This is a genomic window from Nocardioides sp. YJ-D4 (assembly GCF_054031495.1).
In genome coordinates, this window is sequence record NZ_CM132932.1 from 1,830,172 (window position 1) to 1,849,798 (window position 19,627).

The window sequence follows — 19,627 nt, forward strand, 5'->3', positions numbered from 1 at the left end:
TCGCAGGCATGAGCACACCACCCTTCATCCCTGCCGACCACCTCGGCGCCGTGAACCGCGCCCTGACCACCACGACCCGCGGCGGCGAGGAGCTGCGCGTGCTCGTCGTCGAGCGCAGCTACGACGCCGAGCCCGACGAGGTCTGGGACGCGCTGACCACCAAGGAGCGCATCCCGCGCTGGCTGATGCCGGTCACCGGCGACTTCGAGGTCGGCGGCCGCTACCAGCTCGAGGGCAACGCCGGCGGCGAGATCCTCGCCTGCGACCGCCCGAAGCTCCTCTCGATCACCTGGGCCTACGGCGACATGATGTCCTGGGTCGACGCGACCCTGACCGCCACCGGCGGCCGTACGCTGCTCCGCCTCGAGCACTCCGCCCCCGTCCCGCCGGAGCAGTGGAAGGAGTTCGGTCCCAGTGCCGTCGGCATCGGCTGGGAGCAGATGCTGCTCGGCCTGGCCCTCCACCTCTCCGCCCCCGAGGCCGAGAAGATGGACCCGATGTCCCCCGACGCACTGCCCGCGATGATCGAGCACACCCAGGGCTCCGCCGCCGCCTGGGTCGAGGCCGACATCGCCTTCGGCACCTCCCCCGACCAGGCCCGCGCCGCCGGCGAGCGCTGCATCGCCGCCTACACCGCGATGCCGGACTAGCCGCTTGCACGCCTTCGACGTCCTCGGCGATCCCGTACGCCGCCGCATCCTCGAGCTCCTCGCCGACGACGACCTCACCTCCGGCGAGATCGTCGAGACCATCTCCGCCGAGTTCGGCATCCGCCAGCCCGCCGTCTCCATGCAGCTCAAGGTCCTGCGCGAGCACGGCTTCGCCAACGTACGCCCCGACGGCACCCGCCGCATCTACTCCCTCGACACCGGCCCCATGGCCGAGGTCGACGCCTGGCTCACCCCCTTCCGCCGCTTCTGGACCCAGCACCTCGACGCTCTCGACACCGAGATTCGACGTGGGCGTCGGGAGGGTTCTACGGGGGACTGAAGCCGCATGAGGGACCGGCCGCCGACCCGTTACGGAGGGTGTTCTCGCCAGATCCCGGAGTCAAGGACGGCCTTCGGCCGCCGGCTTCGCCGGCCGCTTTGCGGTCCTTGACACCGGGCTCCGTCGAGAATTTTGGCTGGCTATCGGGTCGGCGGCGGGGTTTGGCGCAGCTGATTCAGTTGGGCACGGGCTTGGGGCTGTGGGCTGGTCATGCGCCGGCGGATCGTGCTTCGTGGGTGCCTATGGCAGTGGGCGCGATCTTGTGAATGCTTCACAAGCGGGCCGTTGTTTGACCGGGTCGGGTTTGGTGTCGGTCGGGTCGCGAGTTCCCCACTGATCGGGAGAGTTCCCCATGGGCGTGGAGGTTCCCCCTGCTCCGGAGGGTGGGGAACGTTCGCTGCGGTGGGGAGGTGTCCTCGCCGGTGGGGAGCGGCGGGCGTCGAGTCGAGAAAGGTGGCCGGAACGCTCATCTTGGCACCGGGACAGGCGCCTTCAGCGAGAGCTGAGACCGGTCGACGGATGTAGTCGTCGGGCCCGAGGGCAGGGCCCGGTGGTGTGATTCCTCGCCCAGCCGGTCATGGGCGGCGGGTGAACCTGAGGGTGCCGTCGGGTAGTCGCTCATGAACGTACGCCGCGTTGTGCGCCAGGCGGTGATGATGCGGGCACAGCAGCGCGCCGTCCTTGAGATCGGTCTTGCCGCCGGCGGCCCAGGGTTCGAGGTGGTGGGCATCGCACCATTCCGGTGGCATGTCACAGCCCTCGGCCTGGCAGCACTTGTGCTGCAACCGCATCGCCTTGCGCTGGATGGGCTGGAAGAACCTGCTGCCCCGGCCGGCGTCGAGGACCTCACTGTCACCACCGAGGACCCAGGGGATGATGGTGGCGTTGCACGCCATCCGCCTCGCCTCCGCTGCGCTGATGGTGGTGCCGTTGGTCTCGTCATAGCCCAGGGTGGCGATGCCGAGGTCCTTGCGGAGCTCCTCGAGGGAGATGACCACGTTGACCACGGTGGCGTCGCCACCGTGACGCGGCAACGCGGCCGGGTCGACGGTCTCGAGGAGCCTGGCGAAGCCCTGACCCATGAGGCGTTCCCACGGCGGCAGCGGAGCGCCCTTGGCGACGAGCTGTTGTTTGCGGGGTTGGGCCCAGGCCTCGACCAGCCGCTTGAACCGCATCCCCATCGAGACCGGCAACACGCCGTCGAACCCGACGGTGCCGTCGTGGTTGTCCCACACCCGCAACGCCGTCTTCTGCTGAGCACGCTCCTCCTCAGCCAGCAATGCTTTGGCTTCGGCGTCCTCGAACCGGGCCGGGTCGATCTCACGCAGGATCCGTCGTCCGACGATGCGGAGTTCGTTGGCGGTCAACCGACCGGCGTAGTCAACGAGAAGCTTCTCAGCCAACACCAGGTCCTCGCCGCTGGCGACCGGGTCGGCCTCGATCTTGTCGAGCGCCTGGGTGATCACCCGGGCTTTGTCCTGAGACACGACACCCTCGGCCAGACCGTCGGCCACGAGGTCGTACTTCGCGACACTGGTCGCGAGTTTCACCTGGGAGCGAGCCACGGACTTGTCAACGAGGAGGTCGGTGCGCATCCACCCGGAGGCGTCTTTCGCACCGGTCTCTTCAGCGATATCGCCGGCCGTCGCGAGCACCCTCAGCTTCAATGCCGCTTGTTGGGCCTGGAGCTTCTCCAACCGTGCCAGCAGGTCCTTCTTCTGCTCCGTGCGCCAGTAGGCGGGATCGGTCGCGAGGAGGTCGTGGAGGGCGGTCTCGATGGCCTGCAAGGCAGCGTCGATCGCATCGCCGGGGTTGGTGCCCCAGTGGTCGATGTCGCGGCCGAGACTCATCGCCGTTCCTCTCTCAGAGGTGTGCTGTGATGGATCCGATTCTACGCTTTCACGCGCTCTGGAGCCAATCATTTTCCTAGGTCAAACCCTGTTTTCGCGGTGAGCGAACGACCTCGATCCTGTGGATGGTAAGTGGCCCGAAGGGCCACCCTTCCACCCCATCAACCTCACCTGTCCCAAGCAAGATTCCGCTGCGCCACACCCGGGCCGCCGCCCCGATAGCCAGCCAAGTTTTTCTCGACGGGCGCCGGTGTCAAGGACCGCGAAGCGGCCGGCGAAGCCGGCGGCCGAAGGCCGTCCTTGACTCCGGGGTTCGTCGAGAAAACCCTCGAAAACGGGTCGGCGGCCCACCCCAACCCCGAAAGAACCTCAGCGGATCCGAGCCCGACGCCGATCAGTAGTGATGAGCTCGACATTGATCCCAGCAGCCCGGACGAACGCGATGAGCTCGTCGTCGAACATCTCCCCAGGCTGAGGCGGACTGAGCGTACGAGCCCCAGCGACCCCGAGCTCGACCAGAGTCGACTCGAGGTCAGGGGCCATGAAGGCCAGATGGTGGAGACCGTACGCATGCGGCCCAGGAGTCACCGGAGTGATGAGCTTGATGGCGATGGAGTCGGGCTTCTCCAGGAACACCCCAGAGACCCCGTGGCGAGTGTTGACGACCGGGTCCGTGACGCGGCGGTAGCCGAAGAGCCGCTCGAAGGCCTCGGCCGAGCGGTGCAGGTCGCGGACCTGGATGCCGATGTGGTCGAGTTGCAGGTCAGGCATCCACACCTCCCGAAGGAGCACCTTCGGCGACGGCGGTGGCGATGGCCATCCGAGGCCCGGGGACGGTGGCGACGCGGACCGTGGTGACCCCGGCGAGAGCCGCGAGATCGGCCGCGGGGCCGTCGAGAGAGACCGAGAGAGACCCAGGAGCATCCTCGAGCACGGTGATCCCGCGCCACGGCAGCGGCCCGGACCATTCGCCGGGGCCGAGGGCCTTCCAGACGGCCTCCTTGGCGGCGTACCGCATCGCGAAGGCCGTGGCGGGGGTCGTGGCGGCCATGCACTGGGCGATCTCGGCGTCGGTGAACCAGCGCGCCCCGAACCCGGAGCCACGCATCGCCAGGAGCCGAGCGAAGCGCCTGATGTCGGCGACGTCGATCCCGACCCCCTGCAGGCTCATCGCACGCTCATCGTCCTGTGTCAGCACCTCAGGCGACCGGACTGTGGGTCGCCACCATCTTGAGCAGCTCGGCGGCGACGGCCTCCGAGCCGGTCTCGTTGAGATGACCGCGGTCGAAGGTCAGGTTCTTGTTGAGCACGTAGTAGGTGCGGCCGTCCTGGCTGCGCTCCCCGGTGCCGTCGGCCTCGGCGGCGGCGATGTCGACGAGGCGGCCGGTGGAGCCGTACTTCTCCCGGATCATCGCGTTGTAGCGCTCCCGGGCGATGTTGTCGGCCGGCCCCATCTCGTCGTCGCGACCCAGGGCCGCCTTGACCTTGGACTTCCAGTTGCGGTCGGCGGTGAGCGGCACGGTCGTGTAGAGGAAACGTACGTCGGGATGGGCTGCCTCGACCTCGTCCATCATCGACACATAGGCGTCGAAGACGGCCTGCACATCGGTGGAGGCGGTGATGTCGACGTAGCAGAGCTTCATCAGCGCCACGTCGACGTCCTTCCCGGCAGGGCTGTCCACCAGCTTCGTGAACGCGGCGAACTTGCTGAGCGGATCCTCGTTCACCCCGATGTAGGCATGCCGCATCGTCGCAGCCTCCGCATCAGTCATGCTGGCGCCGGAGATCTCGGGACCAGTCACATCGGCCATGGCCGGCGCCGGCATCGAGGCATCTGCGTACACCTTCGAGACCCCGTCGAGGATGTTCATCCCGACGGAGTTGTGCCCGAAGAGCACCGTGGTCTGCCCCACCACCTGCAGCTCGGACTCGCTGGGCTCTGCGATCGCGACCTGCTCGTTCATCCCTGGACTCCTCAGCAACCATGCCGCGGCCAGCGCGACCGCGACCACCAGCAATCCTGCGCACACTCCGGCCAGCACCTTCACCGGACCGGAGACCTTCCTCTTCGACATCCTCAACCCACCTTGACCCCTTCGAAGCCGGCATCATCCGCATCATCGACGTCGTCGTCCTGTCCCTCGGCCGGCTCCTGGGCCAGCCGCAGACACATCGCGCGTACGTCACGCTTGATGACCTTCCCGTTCGCGTTCATCGGCAGCGCGTCGACGAAGCGGACGACCTCGGGCACCATGTGCTTCGAGAGCCGCTCGCGACAGTGCGCGATCACGTCGGCGCCGCGCAGCCCCGAGCCGCGGCGCCGCACCACCACCAGCTCGACCCGCTCGCCGGCGGCATCGTCCGGGAGCCCGACCGCGGCCGCCGCCACCACGTCCGGCAGATAGAGAGCCGCGGACTCGACGTCCTGGCTCGCGATCCGGTGCCCCCACGACTTGATGAAGTCCTCGACCCGGTCGACCACGTAGATGTAGCCGTCCTCGTCGACCTTCGCCAGATCTCCCGTACGCAGCATCCCACCGGGCATCTTGCGGGCCGTCGCCTCGGGGTCGTCGAGATAGCCGGGCGAGATGTTCGCGCCGCTGGCCCAGATCTCACCGACCTCACCGGGGGCGACGTGCACCCCGTCACGGTCGAGCACCCGCAGGTCCACGCCCGGGATGCCCCGGCCGATCGATCCCGGCCGCAGGGAGACCTGCTCGGGCGGGAGGTAGGAGAGCCGTGCGGTGGCCTCGGTCGCGCCGTACATCACGAAGACCCGCGCCTGCGGCTGGGCCCGCGCCATCTGCTCCACCAGAGCGGGGGCCAGTCGGCCGCCGGCCTGCTGGATCGTCCGCAGCGACGGCAGCGCCGTGCTGCCGAAGGTGCTGTTGCGCAGCAGCATCCCGAAGGTCGACGGCACACCGGCGAAGCCGGTGCAGCGTGCGGACGCCATCCGGTCCACCACCGCCTGCGGGAAGACGAACGTCGGCTGGATGATCATCGCGGCACCGGCACGCAGATGGGTGTGCAGGAGCGAGAGCCCGAAGACGTAGGTGAAGGGCAGCACGACCAGCATCCGGTCCTCGGACGTGACGCCGAGGTAGCCGAGGATCGAGGTCGTGTTCGCCTGGATGTTGCGGTGGGTGATCCGCACCGCGCGGGGGTCGCCGGTGGTGCCGGAGGTGAACATGTAGAGCGCGTCCTGGTCCGGGTCGACCTCGACCGCGTCGGACAGCTCCACCGGCGTCGCTCGCTGCTTCGGGACCAGCCGCTCCTTCCGCTCCACCACGACCGGCAGGCTCCGGGGCAGGCTCAGCCGCAGCGCCTCGGCCTGGGCGCGACCCACCAGCAGCGCGTCGGCGCCGACCCAGCGCGCCCGGGCCACCACCTCCTCGGTCGGCAGCGTGACGGCCAGCGGCACCACGATCAGCCCCATCCGGAGCGCCGCGAGATAGGCCGAGGTCCAGAACAGCCCGTTGGGCGCCATGATCCCGACCGGGGTGCCCGGATTCAGACCGAGCACGGAGAGCCGTCCCATGAGCACGGACACGCTGGCTCGCAGCTCTTCGAAGGTGTACTCGCGACCCGCTTCGGCGAGCGCGATCGAATCCTCGGGCGCGTGCTCGAGAAGAAAGTCGGCTGTGTTCAACGTGGCCCGTCCCCCGGGATGCTTGGGCCGGGACCGTTCCCGGCTACGGCAACGTCGCATGCCTCACCTCGACCGGCGGCGGGCCGCTCGGCAGGCTGCCTGAAATTGAGTACGCGACCCACCCATCGGTCCCGACTCGACTCCGCTACGCGTCGACTGGTCCCGTGAACCTCAAGCGCCTCCTCATGTTCGTGCTGCTCGGCGTGCTCGTCGGCGTCGCGATCTTCTGGATGCCGGGGCGCTTCGCCGACTCCTCGTCCGGCAAGGACGGGGGCGGCTCGACCTCGGCGTCCCAGACCGGCTCGCCGGGAGCGGACCCCAGCTCGGACTCGAGCGCCGGGTCCGGGTCCGGCCGGAAGTCGGAGTCGGATCCCGAGCCCGCGACCGAGGCGCTGCCGGAGGCGGCCTCGACGCCGAGCGAGTCGGGCCTGCCCGGCCTCACCGAGAAGCCGCGTACGAAGACGGCGGCGCTGATCTCGGAGCCGCTGCCCAAGCAGGCGGTCCGCAAGGACACGCTCGTGGCCGGCTACCCGGCAGCGCTCGAACCCCCGTCCCGCACCACGGTCGACGTCTCCAGCGTCTCGCCCACCAAGGGCGCGCTCCAGGTCGCGCTCACCGCGAGCTGCCGGAAACCCTGCGACGTACTGCGTCACTTCCGGACCCGCCTCGCGCAGCACGGCTTCAAGGAGGTCACGACCACATCGGTCGAGAACACTCCCGCGATGTCGATGCACCGGGGCGACGAGACGGTGAGCGTCACGATCACCCACAGCGGCCGCCGCAACGTCGACTTCACCCTCTACTCCGTCCTCCACACGAAGACCTGAGCCGGTGTACCTGTCTCTCAGCGACCGTCCCACCTCGAGTGCCGAGCCGCGGCAGACCGGCGGGCGGGTCTCCCGGACCGTCGTCACCCTCGGCATCGTCAGCCTGCTGACCGACATCTCCTCGGAGTCGGTATCGGCGATCCTGCCTCTCTACCTGACCGCGGTGGTCGGGCTCTCTCCGGTGGCGTACGGGCTCATCGACGGGCTCTACCAGGGCGTCTCGTCGCTGGTGCGGATCGCGGCCGGGTGGGCGGCCGACCGCACCGACCGGCCGCAGCCTGTGGCCCTGGCCGGCTACGCGATGAGCGCGGTCGCGCGGCTCGGCCTGATCTTCGCCGGTGGCTTCGGGACGATCTCGGCGGCGATCTCGCTGGACCGGGTCGGCAAGGGCGTACGCACGGCTCCGCGCGACGCGATGATCGCCGCCTCCAGCGACCCGGCGCACCTCGGCCGCAGCTTCGGCGTCCACCGGGCGCTGGACACGATCGGGGCCACGCTCGGGCCGCTGCTGGCGTTCGTGATCCTGTGGCGGATCGCCGACGGCTACGACACCGTGCTGGTCGTCTCGCTCGGCTTCGCGGTGCTCGGGGTGGCGACGATGGCGTGCTTCGTGCCGTTCCGCACCGGTGCCGTCCGCCGGACCGCTCCTAGCCGCAGCGAGCCGCGCCCCAAGGTGCGTTGGCGCACCGTGCTCACGCCCGGTCTCGCGCGGGTGACCGGGGTGTCCGCAGTGCTCGCCCTGCTCACCATCGGTGACGGGTTCGTCTACCTGGCGCTGCTCGAGACCGGCGGCTTCGCGGCGCAGTGGTTCCCGGTCCTCTACGTCGGCACCAACCTCGCCTACCTCGCCCTGGCCGTCCCGCTGGGCCGGCTCGCGGACCGGGTCGGGCGGGTCAGGGTCCTCGTGCTCGGCCACCTTCCGCTCGCAGCGGCCTACCTGTGCGCCGCGACCGGGTCCGGCGCGCTCTGGACGACGTGCGCCGCGGTGCTCCTCCTCGGCGTCTTCTACGCCGCGACCGACGGCACCCTGGCCGCTGTCGCCGGGCAGCTGGTCCCCGAGACCGTACGCGCCAGCGGCATCGCCACGGCCCAGACCGCCGTCGCGCTGGCTCGCCTCGTCGCGGCGACCGGCTTCGGCCTGCTCTGGTACGCCGTCGGCCCCCGGGTCGCGATGCTCGCGGTCTGCGTGGTGCTGCTCGCCGCGATCCCGGCCGGGCTCGCCGTGATGCGCAGGGCGGTGCGATGACGACGTTCTGGGTCAAGCAGCGCACGGCGATCTTCGGTGTGATCGTCGTGCTCGTCACGGCCGGCGTGACGGCGTACGCCCTCTCCGCGATCGCGGAGAACGACCGGCGTACGTCCCGGGCGACCGACGCGACGACGACCTCCCTGACGCAGATCGAGAAGGGGCCCAGGATCCTCTTCCGGCACACCGGACGCGACGCCGACTACGGCCACGTCGGCGCCGTGGCGCTGGCCGACCCCGGCGGCGCCCGAGCGCTCACCGACCTGAGCTGCGACCGGGTCTACGCGCAGGTGCGCTCGGTCTCGTGCCTGACGACCGAGCGGGGCGTGGTGAGCCGCTACCGCGCGACCGACCTGGCGACCTCGGCCCCGGGGAAGGCCTGGCAGGAGGTCGACGGGGCCGACCTGCCGGGGCTGCCCAGCCGCACCCGGATCTCGCCGGACGGGCAGCTGGTCTCCTCGACGGTGTTCGTCAACGGCGACTCCTACATGGTCAGCGGCTTCTCGACGCGCACCTTGATCCGCCGGATCGGCGGGGCGAGCTACGGAGACCTGGAGAAGTTCAGCCTGGTCGTCGACGGCCGCAAGGTCTCCCCGGTCGACCGCAACATCTGGGGCATCACCTTCGCCGACGACGACCGCACCTTCTACGCCACGGTCGCCACGGGCGGACGGACCTACCTCGCCCGCGGCGACCTCACCGAACGCTCGCTGACGACCATCGCCGACCACGTCGAGTGCCCGTCGCTCTCCCCCGACGGCACCCGGATCGCGTTCAAGGAGGCCGACAAGGACGGCACCCGGTGGACGCCCGCGGTCCTCGACCTCGACACCGGCCGGCGCACCGTGCTCGCCGGTGAGACCGACAGCATCGACGACCAGATCGAGTGGCTCGACGACGACACCGTCCTCTACGGCCTGGAGCGCGAGGGCGAGCCGGTCAGCGACGTCTGGGCGCTCGACACCACGGCCACCGCGACCCCGCGCGTGCTCGTCCCGGAGGCGGCCTCGCCCGCGGTTCTACGCTGAATCGGGTACTCCACCCCGGGTCTGTCCCACCCGCCGTCCTAGTCCCGGTTTGCTAGCGGGATGACCCTCGAGAAGACCGGCGCCGAGGCCCGGATCGAGCCCAGCGCGGACGTCGACGCCCGCGCCACGATCGGCGCCGGGACCCTCGTGTGGCACCTGGCCCAGGTCCGCGAGCACGCCCGGGTGGGCAGCGAGTGCATCATCGGCCGCGGGGCGTACGTCGGTCCCGGCGTCGTGGTGGGAGACCGCTGCAAGATCCAGAACCATGCGCTGGTCTACGAGCCGGCGGTGCTCGAGGACGGCGCGTTCGTCGGGCCCGCGGTGGTGTTCACCAACGACTACCTCCCCCGCGCCGTCAACCCGGACGGCACCCTCAAGGACGGCGAGGACTGGGAAGCCGTCGGTGTGACCGTACGCACCGGCGCCAGCATCGGCGCCCGGGCCGTCTGTATCGCGCCGGTCACCATCGGCGCGTGGGCGATGGTCGCGGCGGGCGCCGTGGTCACCCGCGACGTACCCGACCATGCCCTGGTGGTCGGGGTCCCGGCGCAGCGGATGGGCTGGGTCGGGCACGCGGGCGCGCCGCTGGTCGCCCAGGGAGATGCCTGGCGCTGCCCGAAGACGGGCACGCTCTACGGCCTGCGTGGGACGAGCGAGGACGACGGCCTGGTCGCGCTCTGACGAGCCGACCGACCGCGGGTCAGGCGGCCCGCCACTCGGCCTTGTGGGCGATGCTGACCGCCGCGATCTGCGAGGAGACGCCGAGCTTGGCGAGGATCGACTTCACCTGGGTGCGCACCGTCGCCTCTGACACGACGCGGAGCTTGGCGATGTCACCGACCGTGAAGCCGTCCATCAGGTGCTCGAGCACCTGCGACTCCCGCGGGGAGAGCTGGGCGAGCCGGCGGCGGATCTCGATGACGCCCTGCTCCTGCCCCACCCACGCCCGGATCAGACGCTCGCGGTCATCGACGTCGAGCACGCTGTGGCCGTAGTTGAGCTTGCGTACGGTGCCCAGGATCTCGCCGAGCGGCACCGTCTTGGACAGGACCGTACGAGCCCCGACGTGGAGCGCGTGCCCCCAGCGGGTCTCGTCGGTCGAGCCCGTCACCACGACGACGTCGGCCCCCGCCCGGGCGAGCGGGGCGATGAGGCGTACGCCCGAGCCGTGCTGGCCCAGGTCGAGGTCGAGCAGGACGATCCGCGGCTGGGAGCGCATGATCAGCGAGGTGAGCTTGGCCTCCGAGGGCGGCTCCTCGGGCAGGTCGACGCGGTGGGCGTCGTAGCCCTCGAAGGTGAGGGCGAGCTCGAGCGACTCGGCGAACAGGGTGTGGTCCTCGACGATGACCACCTTCACCCTCTTACGCGGCGACACCACGGCGACCTCCCCGGGTCGGGGTGTCGTGCTGGTCGGCCCCGTCGCTCGCCCCGCCGTCGGCACAGCCGAGCATCGGGATGCCGAGGACGAAGGTGGTGCGCTCGCTCGCCTCGACCAGCTCGAGGTAGCCGCCCTGGCGTTCCATCAGGTCTCGCGCGGCGTGCAGGCCGATGCCCTGGCCCGTCGACCCTGGTCGGCTGACGCCCCAGGCGAAGATCCGCCGGCGCAGCTCGGGCGCGACCCCCGGCCCGTCGTCGGTGACCGCGATCTCCACCGAGGTGCTCGTCGGCTCGGCGGCACGTACCTCGATCCGGACCGATCCGCTCCCATGGGCGGCAGCGTTGTCGAGGAGCACGTTGAGCGCCTCGGTCAGCTGGTCGGAGTCGCCCAGCGCCAGCATCCGGCTGGGGCGCCACACCACGTCGGTGCCCTTGGCCTCGTGGGCGAGCACCATCGTGGCCACCACGGCGTCGAGGTCGATCACCTCGGCCCGCATCTCACCGGCCGGCGTCTCATCGGTCCCCGGCTCCTCGGCCCTCGCGGCATCCTGTTGCCGGCGGACCATCCGCTCGAGCCGCTCCAGCTCGCTCTGCACCATCGCCGTCATCGCGGCCCGCCGGTCGTCACCGATCGCGCCGGGCGAGTTGAGCAGCGTGGTCGCTGCCCGGATCCCGGCCAGCGCTGAGGCAGCCTCGTGCAGCCGGGCACGCTCGTCCCGACCGACTCTTGACATTGACACAGCTCTCCCCTGGTCATCCTCGTCGTGCCACGCCCTCCCAAGACGCAGCCAGGCGGCATGAAACACGCGTGGACCCGAAGGTCCGACATGAACAGCGCCGTACGGCAAAGGGACTTTACTCACTCAGCCCGGGGGACGTATCGCCTACCTATTTTTGGTTACCGGCCGTTACCGACTGGTGCCTCAAATTGAGGAATGGCGAGCATCTGGACCCCATATGGAGGGAGTCCCGGGTCCCATACTCGGGTGGCCATCCTCGATCATCCACCCGTGCCGCCGCAGCCGGAGCCTGCGGACGAGCCCCCCGCGCGCGGATGGCGTCGGGCCCGCAAGCCGCTCATCGGACTGCTGGTGTGCCTCCTCCTGCTCTGCGCCGCAGCCCTGACCGGGATCCTGTGGCTCCAGGCGAAGGTGGAGGGCAACATCCAGCGGCTGCCCGACACGTTCACCGGCCTCACCGACCGGCCCGCCAAGCCCACCTCCGGGTCGGCCGCCGACGCGATGAACATCCTGGTCCTCGGCACCGACACCCGATCCGACGCGCCGACCACCGGAGCCGAGGCGCCCGGCTGGGAGCCGGGCCAGGCACGCTCCGACACCATGCTGCTCGTCCACATCGACGGCGACCGCGACTCCGCCTCGGTGATCTCGATCCCGCGCGACTCCTGGGTCGACATCCCCGGCCACGGCAAGGGCAAGGTCAACTGGGCCTACTCCTTCGGCGGCCCCAACCTCACGGTCGAGACTGTCGAGAAGATGACCGACGTACGCATCGACCACCTCACCGTCATCGACTGGGACGGCTTCAAGGCCCTCACCGATGCGATCGGTGGCGTCGACATCGACATCCCGAAGACCGTCTACGACTCCGCCCGCGACGTCCGCTGGGAGGCCGGCCGCCACCACCTGGACGGCGAGCAGGCTCTCCTCTACGTACGCCAGCGCTACGGCCTCCAGGACGGTGACCTCGACCGCGTCGCCCGCCAGCAGGCCTTCCTGCGCACCCTTCTCAAGCAGACCCTCGAGCAGGAGCTGCGCAAGAACCCCGACCAGGTCCTCGACCTCCTCTCACTCTTCGCGAAGCACGCCTCGGTCGACGACGACTGGTCCACCACCCAGATGGCCAAGCTCGCCGCCTCCCTCCGCAACCTCCGCACCGACGACATCAGCTATCTGACCGTCCCCACCGACGGCACCGGCATGGTCGGCGACCAGTCGGTCGTACGCCTCGACCCCTCCCGCGACCGCGACCTGTGGCGCGCCGTCCGTGAGGATCGGATGGGCGAGTGGGCTGAGGACAACCAGGACCTGCTCACCCCCGACGTCGTCCGCTGACCCGCCGAGTCGGCTCGTCCTCACCGCAGAACAGGCCGAGTCGGCGCGTCATGACGAGCCGACTCGGCATGAAGGTCGGTCAGGACGAGCCGACTCGGCGGGTTCAGGAGGCGGTTGGCAGGGCGCGGTAGGCCGTAGTGATCCCGGAGGGTTTCCCCGGTGTATTCGGTACGGAACAGGCCTCGCTCCTGGAGGATCGGCACGACCTTCGCGGTGAACGCCTCGATGCCCGAGGGCAGCACGGCAGGCATGATGTTGAACCCGTCAGCGGCACCGTTCTCGAAGTAGTGCTGGATCGTGTCGGCAACCTGGACAGGGGTCCCGGTGAAGGTGCGATGGCCACGCCCACCACCCAGTTTCCCGATCAGCTCACGGACCGTCAGTCGATCACGACGAGCCCAGTCGACGACGAGCGTGTAGCGGCTCTTGGCACCCTCGATGGAGTCCTCCGAAGGCAGATCGTCGGGCAGCTCCGCATCCAGGTCCAGCCGCGAAGGATCGACCCGGAGCAGCTGAGCGAGCTGGGCGAGGGCGTACTCCGGAGCGATCAGCCGGTCGAGCTCGGCCTCCAGCTCACGCGCCTCGGCTTCGGTCTCGCCGAGGATCGGGACGATGCCGGGGAGGACCAGTACGTGGTCGGGGTTGCGACCGGCCGCCACGACCCGGCGCTTGATGTCGGCATAGAACGCCTGGCTCTCGGCCAGCGTCGGCTGGGCGGTGAAGATCGCCTCGGCCCAGCGGGCCGCGAACTCCTTGCCGTCGTCGGAGGAGCCGGCCTGGACGAGCAGCGGGTGACCCTGCGGCGGACGGGCCAGGTTGAGCGGGCCCTCCACCGAGAAGTGAGGCCCCACATGAGAGATCGGCCGGATCCGGTCACCGAGCGCATGCACCCCGGCGTCCTTGTCCGCCACGATCGCGTCGTCGGCCCAGCTGTCCCAGAGCTTGGTCGCCACCTCCAGGAACTCCGAGGCCCGCTCGTAGCGGGTCTTGTGCAGCGGCTGCCCCTCCAGACCGAAGTTGCGCGCCGCGGCGTCCCCGGCGGTCGTGACGATGTTCCACCCGGCCCGTCCGCCGGAGATGTGGTCCACCGAGGCGAGCCGACGGGCCAGATTGAACGGCTCGTTGTACGACGTCGAGGCGGTGCCGATCAAGCCGATGTGCTGCGTGGTGACCGCCAGCGCGGACAGCAGCACGGTCGGCTCGATCCGCCCCGACGGCCGACGTCCCGGCTCGCCGAACAGAGCCGGGGAGTCGGCCAGGAACAGCGAGTCGAACTTGGCCTCCTCCGCCACCCGCGCCAGATGCTGGTGCGCCGAGAGCGAGAGGTTGGCATGCGGGTCCGAGGCAGGCAGCCGCCAGGACGCCTCGTGGTGACCGGTGTCGAGCAGGAACAGGTTGAAGTGGAGCTGTCGGGCACCCATCAGGCCACCTCCTCCTCGGCCGACTCGACCACGCCGAGCTCGGCCAGCAGCTGGGCCCGCAGCGACGCGAACCGCGGGTCGCCCGGGCTCCGCTTGGCGCCCAGGTCGATCCGGAGGTCGGAGCCGACGACGCCGTCGACCAGCACGATCACCCGGTCGGCGAGCGCGATCGCCTCGTCGACGTCGTGGGTGACCAGCAGGATCGCGGGGTTGTGGGCGGCGTACAGCTTCTTGAGGAGCTTGTGCATCTTGATCCGGGTCAGCGCGTCCAGGGCGCCGAACGGCTCGTCGGCGAGCAGCAGCTGCGGGTCGCGGACCAGCGACCGCGCCAGCGCCGCGCGCTGCTGCTCACCACCGGAGAGCTCGTGGGGCCAGGCCTTGTCGCGGCCCTCGAGGCCGACCTCGGAGAGCGCCTCGAGACCACGGGCTCGGGCGTCGGCACCAGGCAGACCCAGGACCACGTTGTCCAGCACCCGCCGCCACGGCAGCAGCCTGGAGTCCTGGAAGACGACCGAGACCCGCTCGGGCACCTCCACGACACCCGAGCCCGCCACGGCGCGGTCGAGGCCGGCCAGCGCTCGCAGCAGCGTGGACTTCCCCGACCCCGAGCGCCCGATCAGCGCCACGAACTCGCCGCGGGCGATGGTGAGGTCGAGCCCGTTGAGCACCCCGCCGGCTTCGGAGAAGCTGCGGCGCAGCCCCTCGACGCGTACGGCGGGTCCTTCGGGTGCCGTCAGTGACTCTCCAGCGTGCGTCGCCATGCCAGTGCCTTCCTCTCGGTGAAGCGGACGATGCCGTCGGCGACCAGGCCCAGCAGGGCGTAGACGACCAGGCCGACGACGATGATCTCGGTCTGGCCGTAGCTGGACGCGAGGGTGATCATGTGGCCGATGCCGCTGGTCGCGTTGACCTGCTCGACGACCACGAGCGCCAGCAGCGCGTTGAGCACCGCGAACCGCAGCCCGAGCAGGAAGCCCGGAGTCGCGCCCGGCAGCACGACGTGCCGGACGAACGCCCCGCGCCGCAGACCGACGGTCTCGGCGAGCTCCGCGTAGCGGCTGTCGATGCCACGCAGCCCGTTGTGGGTGTGGATGTAGATCGGGATGAGTACGCCGAGCGCGATCGTGATCACCTTCATCGGCTCCCCGATCCCCAGCCACAGGATCAGCAGCGGCATCAGCGCCAGGCTCGGGATGGCCCGCTTGACCTGCACCGGACCGTCGATCACCGCCTCCCCGACCCGGCTGAGCCCGGAGACCAGCGCCAGCGCCAGCCCGACACCGACCCCGATCACCAGCCCGAGGGCGGCTCGGTAGGCCGAGGTCGCAAGGGCCTCCGGAAGCCGTCCGTCGGCGATGAGCCGCTGAGCGGTCTCGACGACCACCCACGGCTCGGACAACGTACGCGGATCGAGCACGCCCGTCGCCGAGGCGAGGCACCACAGCCCCAGGAGCAGGATCGGTCCGATCCACAGCGTGCCGGGGACCCGCGGCCCCGGGCCGAGCCGGCGGCGTACGACCCTCTTGTCGGTGATCTTCTCGGAGACGACGCCGACGACCGGCGCCTCGACTGCCGTGGTGGCCATCACTGACCGCCCTTCACGGCCTCTGCGATGACCTTCTCGTAGCGGCGGTCATAGAGCTCGGCGACATCCAGCTTCGGATGGTTCTGCTCCTCCGAGAGGATGTCCGCGGTCTCCTGCTGGCGCTCGATGAAGCCGTCCCAGTTCTCCGGGATGACGTTCTGCCCGGAGGTCTCGAAGACCTTCTTGCCGTCCTCGAAGGTCAGCCCCTCGTGATCGACGTAGTAGGCCTGGATCCACTCGTCCGGGTGCTCGTCGACCCACTTCTCGGCCTTGACCCACAGCCCGAGGAAGTCCTTGAACGCGGCCGCCTTGCCGGCGTCCTCGAAGGTCTTCTCCGGCCCGTAGATGAGGGTCGAGTCGTCGCGGATGCCGGTGCGGATCGAGGTGGCACCGTCACGGCCGTACTTGGCCAGATAGGAGGTCAGCTGCGGCCCGCCGAGCGGGGCGACGTCGACCTGGTTGGAGGCCAGCGCGTTGGAGAAGGTGTCGTCGACGCTCTGGATCTCGACCAGCTCGACATCCTTCTGGGTGAGCCCGGCAGCCCTGAGCGTCTTGAGGACCAGCGCACCCTGGGCCTGGCCGGGCGAGTAGGCGATCTTCTTCCCCTTCAGGTCCTCGACCGTCTCGACCTTCGACTTCGGCGCGATGCCGAGCTCGTAGATGGGGTTGTCGAGCGGGTCCGGGTTCTCGGTGACCGCGACGATCTTGACCGGGGTGTCGGTCCAGGTCGCGAAGAGCGGCGGGATCTCGGCGACATAGCTCGCATCCAGCGCGTCGGCGCGGAACGCCTCGATGCTCTTCGGGCCACCGGAGATGTTGGCCCACTCGATCTCGTAGCCCTCGACCTCGTCGATCAGGCCGGACGTCTTCAGCGCGACCTCGATCGGCGGGAGCCCGAGGCGCAGGACGGTCCCCTCCGGGACCTGGTCGGGGAGCGCCGCGTCGGCGGCGAGCTTGGAGGCACTGGAGGCATCGGCGCCGCCGCACGCCGTCAGCCCCAGGAGCAGGGTCGAGAGAACGGCGGCGATGGCGGTCAGGCGCGGTGGGGTGGGGCGGATCATGGCTCTCCTCTGGTTGGTCCGTCCAAACCAGAGTAAGTCACTAAAGTTTAGCCATAAATGCTTGTTCGGATCCTGAGACCGCCGAGACGTCAGGTACGCCGGCCGAGACGTCACGCGCGTCGGCCGAGATGGCAATCGAGTGCCATCTCGGCCGACCGGAGCGACGCCTCGGCCGACGGGGGCGACGTCTCGGCGGGGTGGGTCAGACGCGGTCGAACCAGTCGGTGAACCCGGAAGGATCGTGGCGACCGAGGACCCCGTGCTCGAAGAGCCCCCAGCCCTCGACCCCATCGGCACCCGGACCGCGCGCGACCGCACGCCCGACATGGTCGATCACCCCGAACGGCACCCGGCCGGCGACGTCGGGCGACTTCATGTCATAGGCCAGGCGCTCGGTGAACCCGGCACCCTTCCAGACCCCGTGGGACCAGTCGGAGTCGCCGCCGTAGCCGCCACCGACATGGATCGGCACCCCCAGCAGCGAGGAGACCTCGAGCACCAGCGGCTCCCCCGCCGGAGTCGTGCACGTGATCGTCGCGCCCTCCGGGAGGCGCGTCCCGTCCTGGTAGCGGATCCGGACGTGCGGCCAGCCGAGCTGCTCGACCCGGCCATCGGCGAAGGTACGAGTGCAGTCGTTGAGGGTGCGATGACCGTCCGGCGTCTCCTGGATGATCAGGACGACGGCGAACTCCTCGAACCGCAGCGGCACATACAGCCACCACATCCCCTCGAACGCCGGCTCCGCGGGCCTGCCCGGTGGCACCCCCTCCCCGGAGGGACGGATCCCCCAGGAGCGGTCGCGGGTGCCGACCCAGCGATCGCGGTCGACGGCGATCGACTCGCCGTCGACCTCGATCACCCCCTCCCAGGTCCCGACCTGCGCGAACCGCTGCGCGTCGAGCACTGTCCCCGCACCCTGGCGCATCACGTGCGGCTGCTCCTGGACCACCTCGAACGAGCCCTCCCACCGCAGGTCCAGGGCGATCCCGTGGGTCTCCTCCATCACCAGCCGGAGCTTCCGCAGCGGCTCCGACACCTCGATCCGGTACGCCCCGACCCGCTGCTCCAGCCGGTCGCCGCCCCGCGGGTCGGCGCCGTCGCCCAGGTGCACAGCGGTCTGCTCGTCACCACGGCGGAGCAGGACGTACGCATCCTTGGTGCCGAGGTTGGGATAGAACCCCATCCCGGAGATGAGGAAGAGGTCGCCGGTGCGGTCGTGGGCGTTGAGGTAGCAGCGGTCGTAGAAGTTGCGGTCGCTGCTACCTGCCCAGGCGACCGGGCGCGGAAGCTGGTGGATCGGATATTCATCGAGCGGGCCGACGCCGACATACTCCCCATGAGCCCCGCTCATGCCCCGACCTCGTCCAGCATCGCTGCGAACATCGCCCGGTGGTAGAGCACCGACTCCGGGTCCTCGGGCGCCTCGATCTCACCGAAGTGGATCTGTCGCGCCGCGATCCGCAGGTAGATGATCCCCCACATGACCGCCGCGTGGATCTCGTGCCAGGTCAGATCGCCGAGCTCGACACCGCTCGCCGCGGTATAGGTCTTCCGGACCTCGTCGGCGGTGAGGAAGTCCGGCATCCCGGACAGCTCCAGCATCGAGGCCAGGTCCTCGAAGATTCGGTGGGCGAAGATCATCCAGGACACGTCCATCTCGCGGGGCCCGAGACTGACCATCTCCCAGTCGAGGACCGCCACCGGCGCGAAGTCGCGGTAGATGATGTTGCCGATCCGCGCGTCGCCCCAGGACAGGACGGGCTCGCCGCCATCTTCGGAGAGGCCAGTGTCGGGAAGGTGAGCCTCGAGCCAGGCCAGACCTCGCTCGACCAGCGGCGAGCGGCCACCCCATTCCTCCGCGGTGGAGGCGAAGGCGTACCAGGCCCGGGTCTTGGCGAGGTTGCGGGCGATCAGCGTCTCGCCGGAATGACCGGCCGCGGCGGGATCGAGGAAGGCGAACTGCGAGGCGGCCTCGGGGATCGAGTGGAGCCCGGCGAGCACCTCGACCGAACGCCTCTGCAGCGCCGCACGGTCCGAGGGCGAGGCGTCGAAGAGCCAGCTGTCGCCGAAGTTGTAGGGCATCACGTCCGGCGGGACGACCCCCTCGACCCGCTCCATCAGGAAGAACGGCGTCCCCAGGACCGAGCCGCTCATCTCGGCGAGGCCGACCTCCGGCACCGGCACCGGAGACAGCGAGCCGGCCAGGCGCATCGCGTCGTACTGCGCCTGCAGGTCATAGGTCGCGAAGACCGGGATGTCCTCGGGGCGGGGCGCCACCCTCAGGACGTACGCCTTCGTCTGCCTCTCTCCGTCGACGGTCGAGGTGACGTCGAGCAGGACGGTCTCGCTGGAGAGCCCGTTGGCATCGATGCCCCCGATGATGGCGACCTCGGGATGAGCACCGGGCGGTAGCGCCGTGGCCAGCCACTGCTCCAGCCTCGCGCCGATCGCCGCAGGATCGCGGCCCGATCGCTGGAAGGTCATCTCGGGCGGCGGGGGCGCCTGGGTCACGTGCTCC

20 protein-coding genes are annotated in these 19,627 nt (G+C 70.0%); 7 read left to right on the top strand and 13 right to left on the bottom strand.

Annotated features, from left to right (window positions below; genetic code table 11):
- The first annotated feature begins 8 nt into the window (after positions 1 to 8).
- Entirely contained in the window at positions 9 to 650 is a 642-nt protein-coding gene (locus tag ACW14X_RS08830) for an SRPBCC family protein (RefSeq protein ID WP_457165351.1), read from the top strand.
- 4 nt (positions 651 to 654) lie between these two features.
- A complete protein-coding gene (locus ACW14X_RS08835) occupies positions 655 to 990 on the top strand; it encodes an ArsR/SmtB family transcription factor (RefSeq protein WP_406023681.1) in 336 nt (111 codons plus the stop codon).
- Between the two features lie 575 nt (positions 991 to 1,565).
- On the opposite strand, the gene ACW14X_RS08840 is transcribed toward ACW14X_RS08835, so the two are convergent.
- The 5 genes from ACW14X_RS08840 to ACW14X_RS08860 form a co-directional block, all read right to left on the bottom strand.
- On the bottom strand, positions 1,566 to 2,840 hold the full coding sequence (locus ACW14X_RS08840) for an HNH endonuclease signature motif containing protein (protein WP_457165352.1): 1,275 nt from the start codon (positions 2,838 to 2,840) through the stop codon (positions 1,566 to 1,568).
- 369 nt (positions 2,841 to 3,209) lie between these two features.
- Entirely contained in the window at positions 3,210 to 3,611 is a 402-nt protein-coding gene (locus ACW14X_RS08845) for a VOC family protein (protein ID WP_350844010.1), read from the bottom strand.
- Positions 3,604 to 4,011 (bottom strand): holo-ACP synthase, encoded by a 408-nt coding sequence (locus tag ACW14X_RS08850; RefSeq protein WP_350844008.1) that lies wholly within the window; start codon positions 4,009 to 4,011, stop codon positions 3,604 to 3,606. The genes ACW14X_RS08845 and ACW14X_RS08850 overlap by 8 nt, the downstream gene beginning before the upstream one ends.
- A gap of 28 nt (positions 4,012 to 4,039) precedes the next feature.
- A complete protein-coding gene (locus tag ACW14X_RS08855) occupies positions 4,040 to 4,915 on the bottom strand; it encodes an SGNH/GDSL hydrolase family protein (protein ID WP_457165353.1) in 876 nt (291 codons plus the stop codon).
- 2 nt (positions 4,916 to 4,917) lie between these two features.
- Positions 4,918 to 6,489: a class I adenylate-forming enzyme family protein gene (locus tag ACW14X_RS08860; protein ID WP_457165354.1), complete on the bottom strand. Its 1,572-nt coding sequence runs from the start codon at positions 6,487 to 6,489 to the stop codon at positions 4,918 to 4,920.
- 164 nt (positions 6,490 to 6,653) lie between these two features.
- Between ACW14X_RS08860 and ACW14X_RS08865 the strand changes: the two genes are divergently transcribed.
- The 4 genes from ACW14X_RS08865 to ACW14X_RS08880 are packed head-to-tail and all read left to right on the top strand — an operon-like array spanning position 6,654 to position 10,271.
- Positions 6,654 to 7,316, top strand: coding sequence for a hypothetical protein (locus ACW14X_RS08865; protein ID WP_457165355.1), 663 nt, complete (start codon positions 6,654 to 6,656; stop codon positions 7,314 to 7,316).
- Positions 7,317 to 7,320: 4 nt separating this feature from the next.
- Entirely contained in the window at positions 7,321 to 8,562 is a 1,242-nt protein-coding gene (locus ACW14X_RS08870) for an MFS transporter (protein ID WP_457165356.1), read from the top strand.
- The gene (locus tag ACW14X_RS08875) at positions 8,559 to 9,590 is read left to right on the top strand and encodes a hypothetical protein (protein WP_457165357.1); all 1,032 of its coding nucleotides are present in this window, start codon (positions 8,559 to 8,561) and stop codon (positions 9,588 to 9,590) included. The genes ACW14X_RS08870 and ACW14X_RS08875 overlap by 4 nt, the downstream gene beginning before the upstream one ends.
- 60 nt (positions 9,591 to 9,650) lie before the next feature.
- Positions 9,651 to 10,271, top strand: a complete 621-nt coding sequence (locus ACW14X_RS08880; RefSeq protein ID WP_457165358.1) for a DapH/DapD/GlmU-related protein — start codon at positions 9,651 to 9,653, stop codon at positions 10,269 to 10,271.
- A 19-nt stretch (positions 10,272 to 10,290) separates the two neighbouring features.
- Here ACW14X_RS08880 and ACW14X_RS08885 read toward each other — a convergent pair whose 3' ends face one another.
- Positions 10,291 to 10,968 carry a LuxR C-terminal-related transcriptional regulator gene (locus ACW14X_RS08885; RefSeq protein ID WP_457165359.1) on the bottom strand — a complete coding sequence of 226 codons (678 nt, stop codon included), beginning with the start codon at positions 10,966 to 10,968 and terminating at the stop codon, positions 10,291 to 10,293.
- A complete protein-coding gene (locus tag ACW14X_RS08890) occupies positions 10,952 to 11,701 on the bottom strand; it encodes a sensor histidine kinase (RefSeq protein WP_457165360.1) in 750 nt (249 codons plus the stop codon). The genes ACW14X_RS08885 and ACW14X_RS08890 overlap by 17 nt, the downstream gene beginning before the upstream one ends.
- Before the next feature lie 276 nt (positions 11,702 to 11,977).
- Between ACW14X_RS08890 and ACW14X_RS08895 the strand changes: the two genes are divergently transcribed.
- Complete coding sequence (locus ACW14X_RS08895; RefSeq protein WP_457165361.1) at positions 11,978 to 13,042, top strand: LCP family protein; 1,065 nt, start codon at positions 11,978 to 11,980, stop codon at positions 13,040 to 13,042.
- A 20-nt stretch (positions 13,043 to 13,062) separates the two neighbouring features.
- Here the strand turns inward: ACW14X_RS08895 and ACW14X_RS08900 are convergent, their stop codons facing one another.
- The 6 genes from ACW14X_RS08900 to ACW14X_RS08925 all read right to left on the bottom strand — a co-directional run bounded on the left by ACW14X_RS08900 (position 13,063) and on the right by ACW14X_RS08925 (position 19,620).
- Positions 13,063 to 14,463, bottom strand: coding sequence for an LLM class flavin-dependent oxidoreductase (locus ACW14X_RS08900; protein WP_457165362.1), 1,401 nt, complete (start codon positions 14,461 to 14,463; stop codon positions 13,063 to 13,065).
- Positions 14,463 to 15,224, bottom strand: coding sequence for an ABC transporter ATP-binding protein (locus ACW14X_RS08905; RefSeq protein WP_160025093.1), 762 nt, complete (start codon positions 15,222 to 15,224; stop codon positions 14,463 to 14,465). Before ACW14X_RS08905 ends, ACW14X_RS08900 begins: the two co-directional genes overlap by 1 nt.
- Positions 15,197 to 16,048: an ABC transporter permease gene (locus tag ACW14X_RS08910; RefSeq protein WP_457165363.1), complete on the bottom strand. Its 852-nt coding sequence runs from the start codon at positions 16,046 to 16,048 to the stop codon at positions 15,197 to 15,199. Before ACW14X_RS08910 ends, ACW14X_RS08905 begins: the two co-directional genes overlap by 28 nt.
- Positions 16,048 to 17,109 (bottom strand): ABC transporter substrate-binding protein, encoded by a 1,062-nt coding sequence (locus tag ACW14X_RS08915; RefSeq protein ID WP_160025095.1) that lies wholly within the window; start codon positions 17,107 to 17,109, stop codon positions 16,048 to 16,050. Before ACW14X_RS08915 ends, ACW14X_RS08910 begins: the two co-directional genes overlap by 1 nt.
- A 202-nt stretch (positions 17,110 to 17,311) precedes the next feature.
- Positions 17,312 to 18,460, bottom strand: coding sequence for a hypothetical protein (locus tag ACW14X_RS08920; protein ID WP_457165364.1), 1,149 nt, complete (start codon positions 18,458 to 18,460; stop codon positions 17,312 to 17,314).
- Positions 18,457 to 19,620 (bottom strand): phosphotransferase family protein, encoded by a 1,164-nt coding sequence (locus tag ACW14X_RS08925; protein WP_457165365.1) that lies wholly within the window; start codon positions 19,618 to 19,620, stop codon positions 18,457 to 18,459. Before ACW14X_RS08925 ends, ACW14X_RS08920 begins: the two co-directional genes overlap by 4 nt.
- Positions 19,621 to 19,627 lie beyond the last annotated feature (7 nt).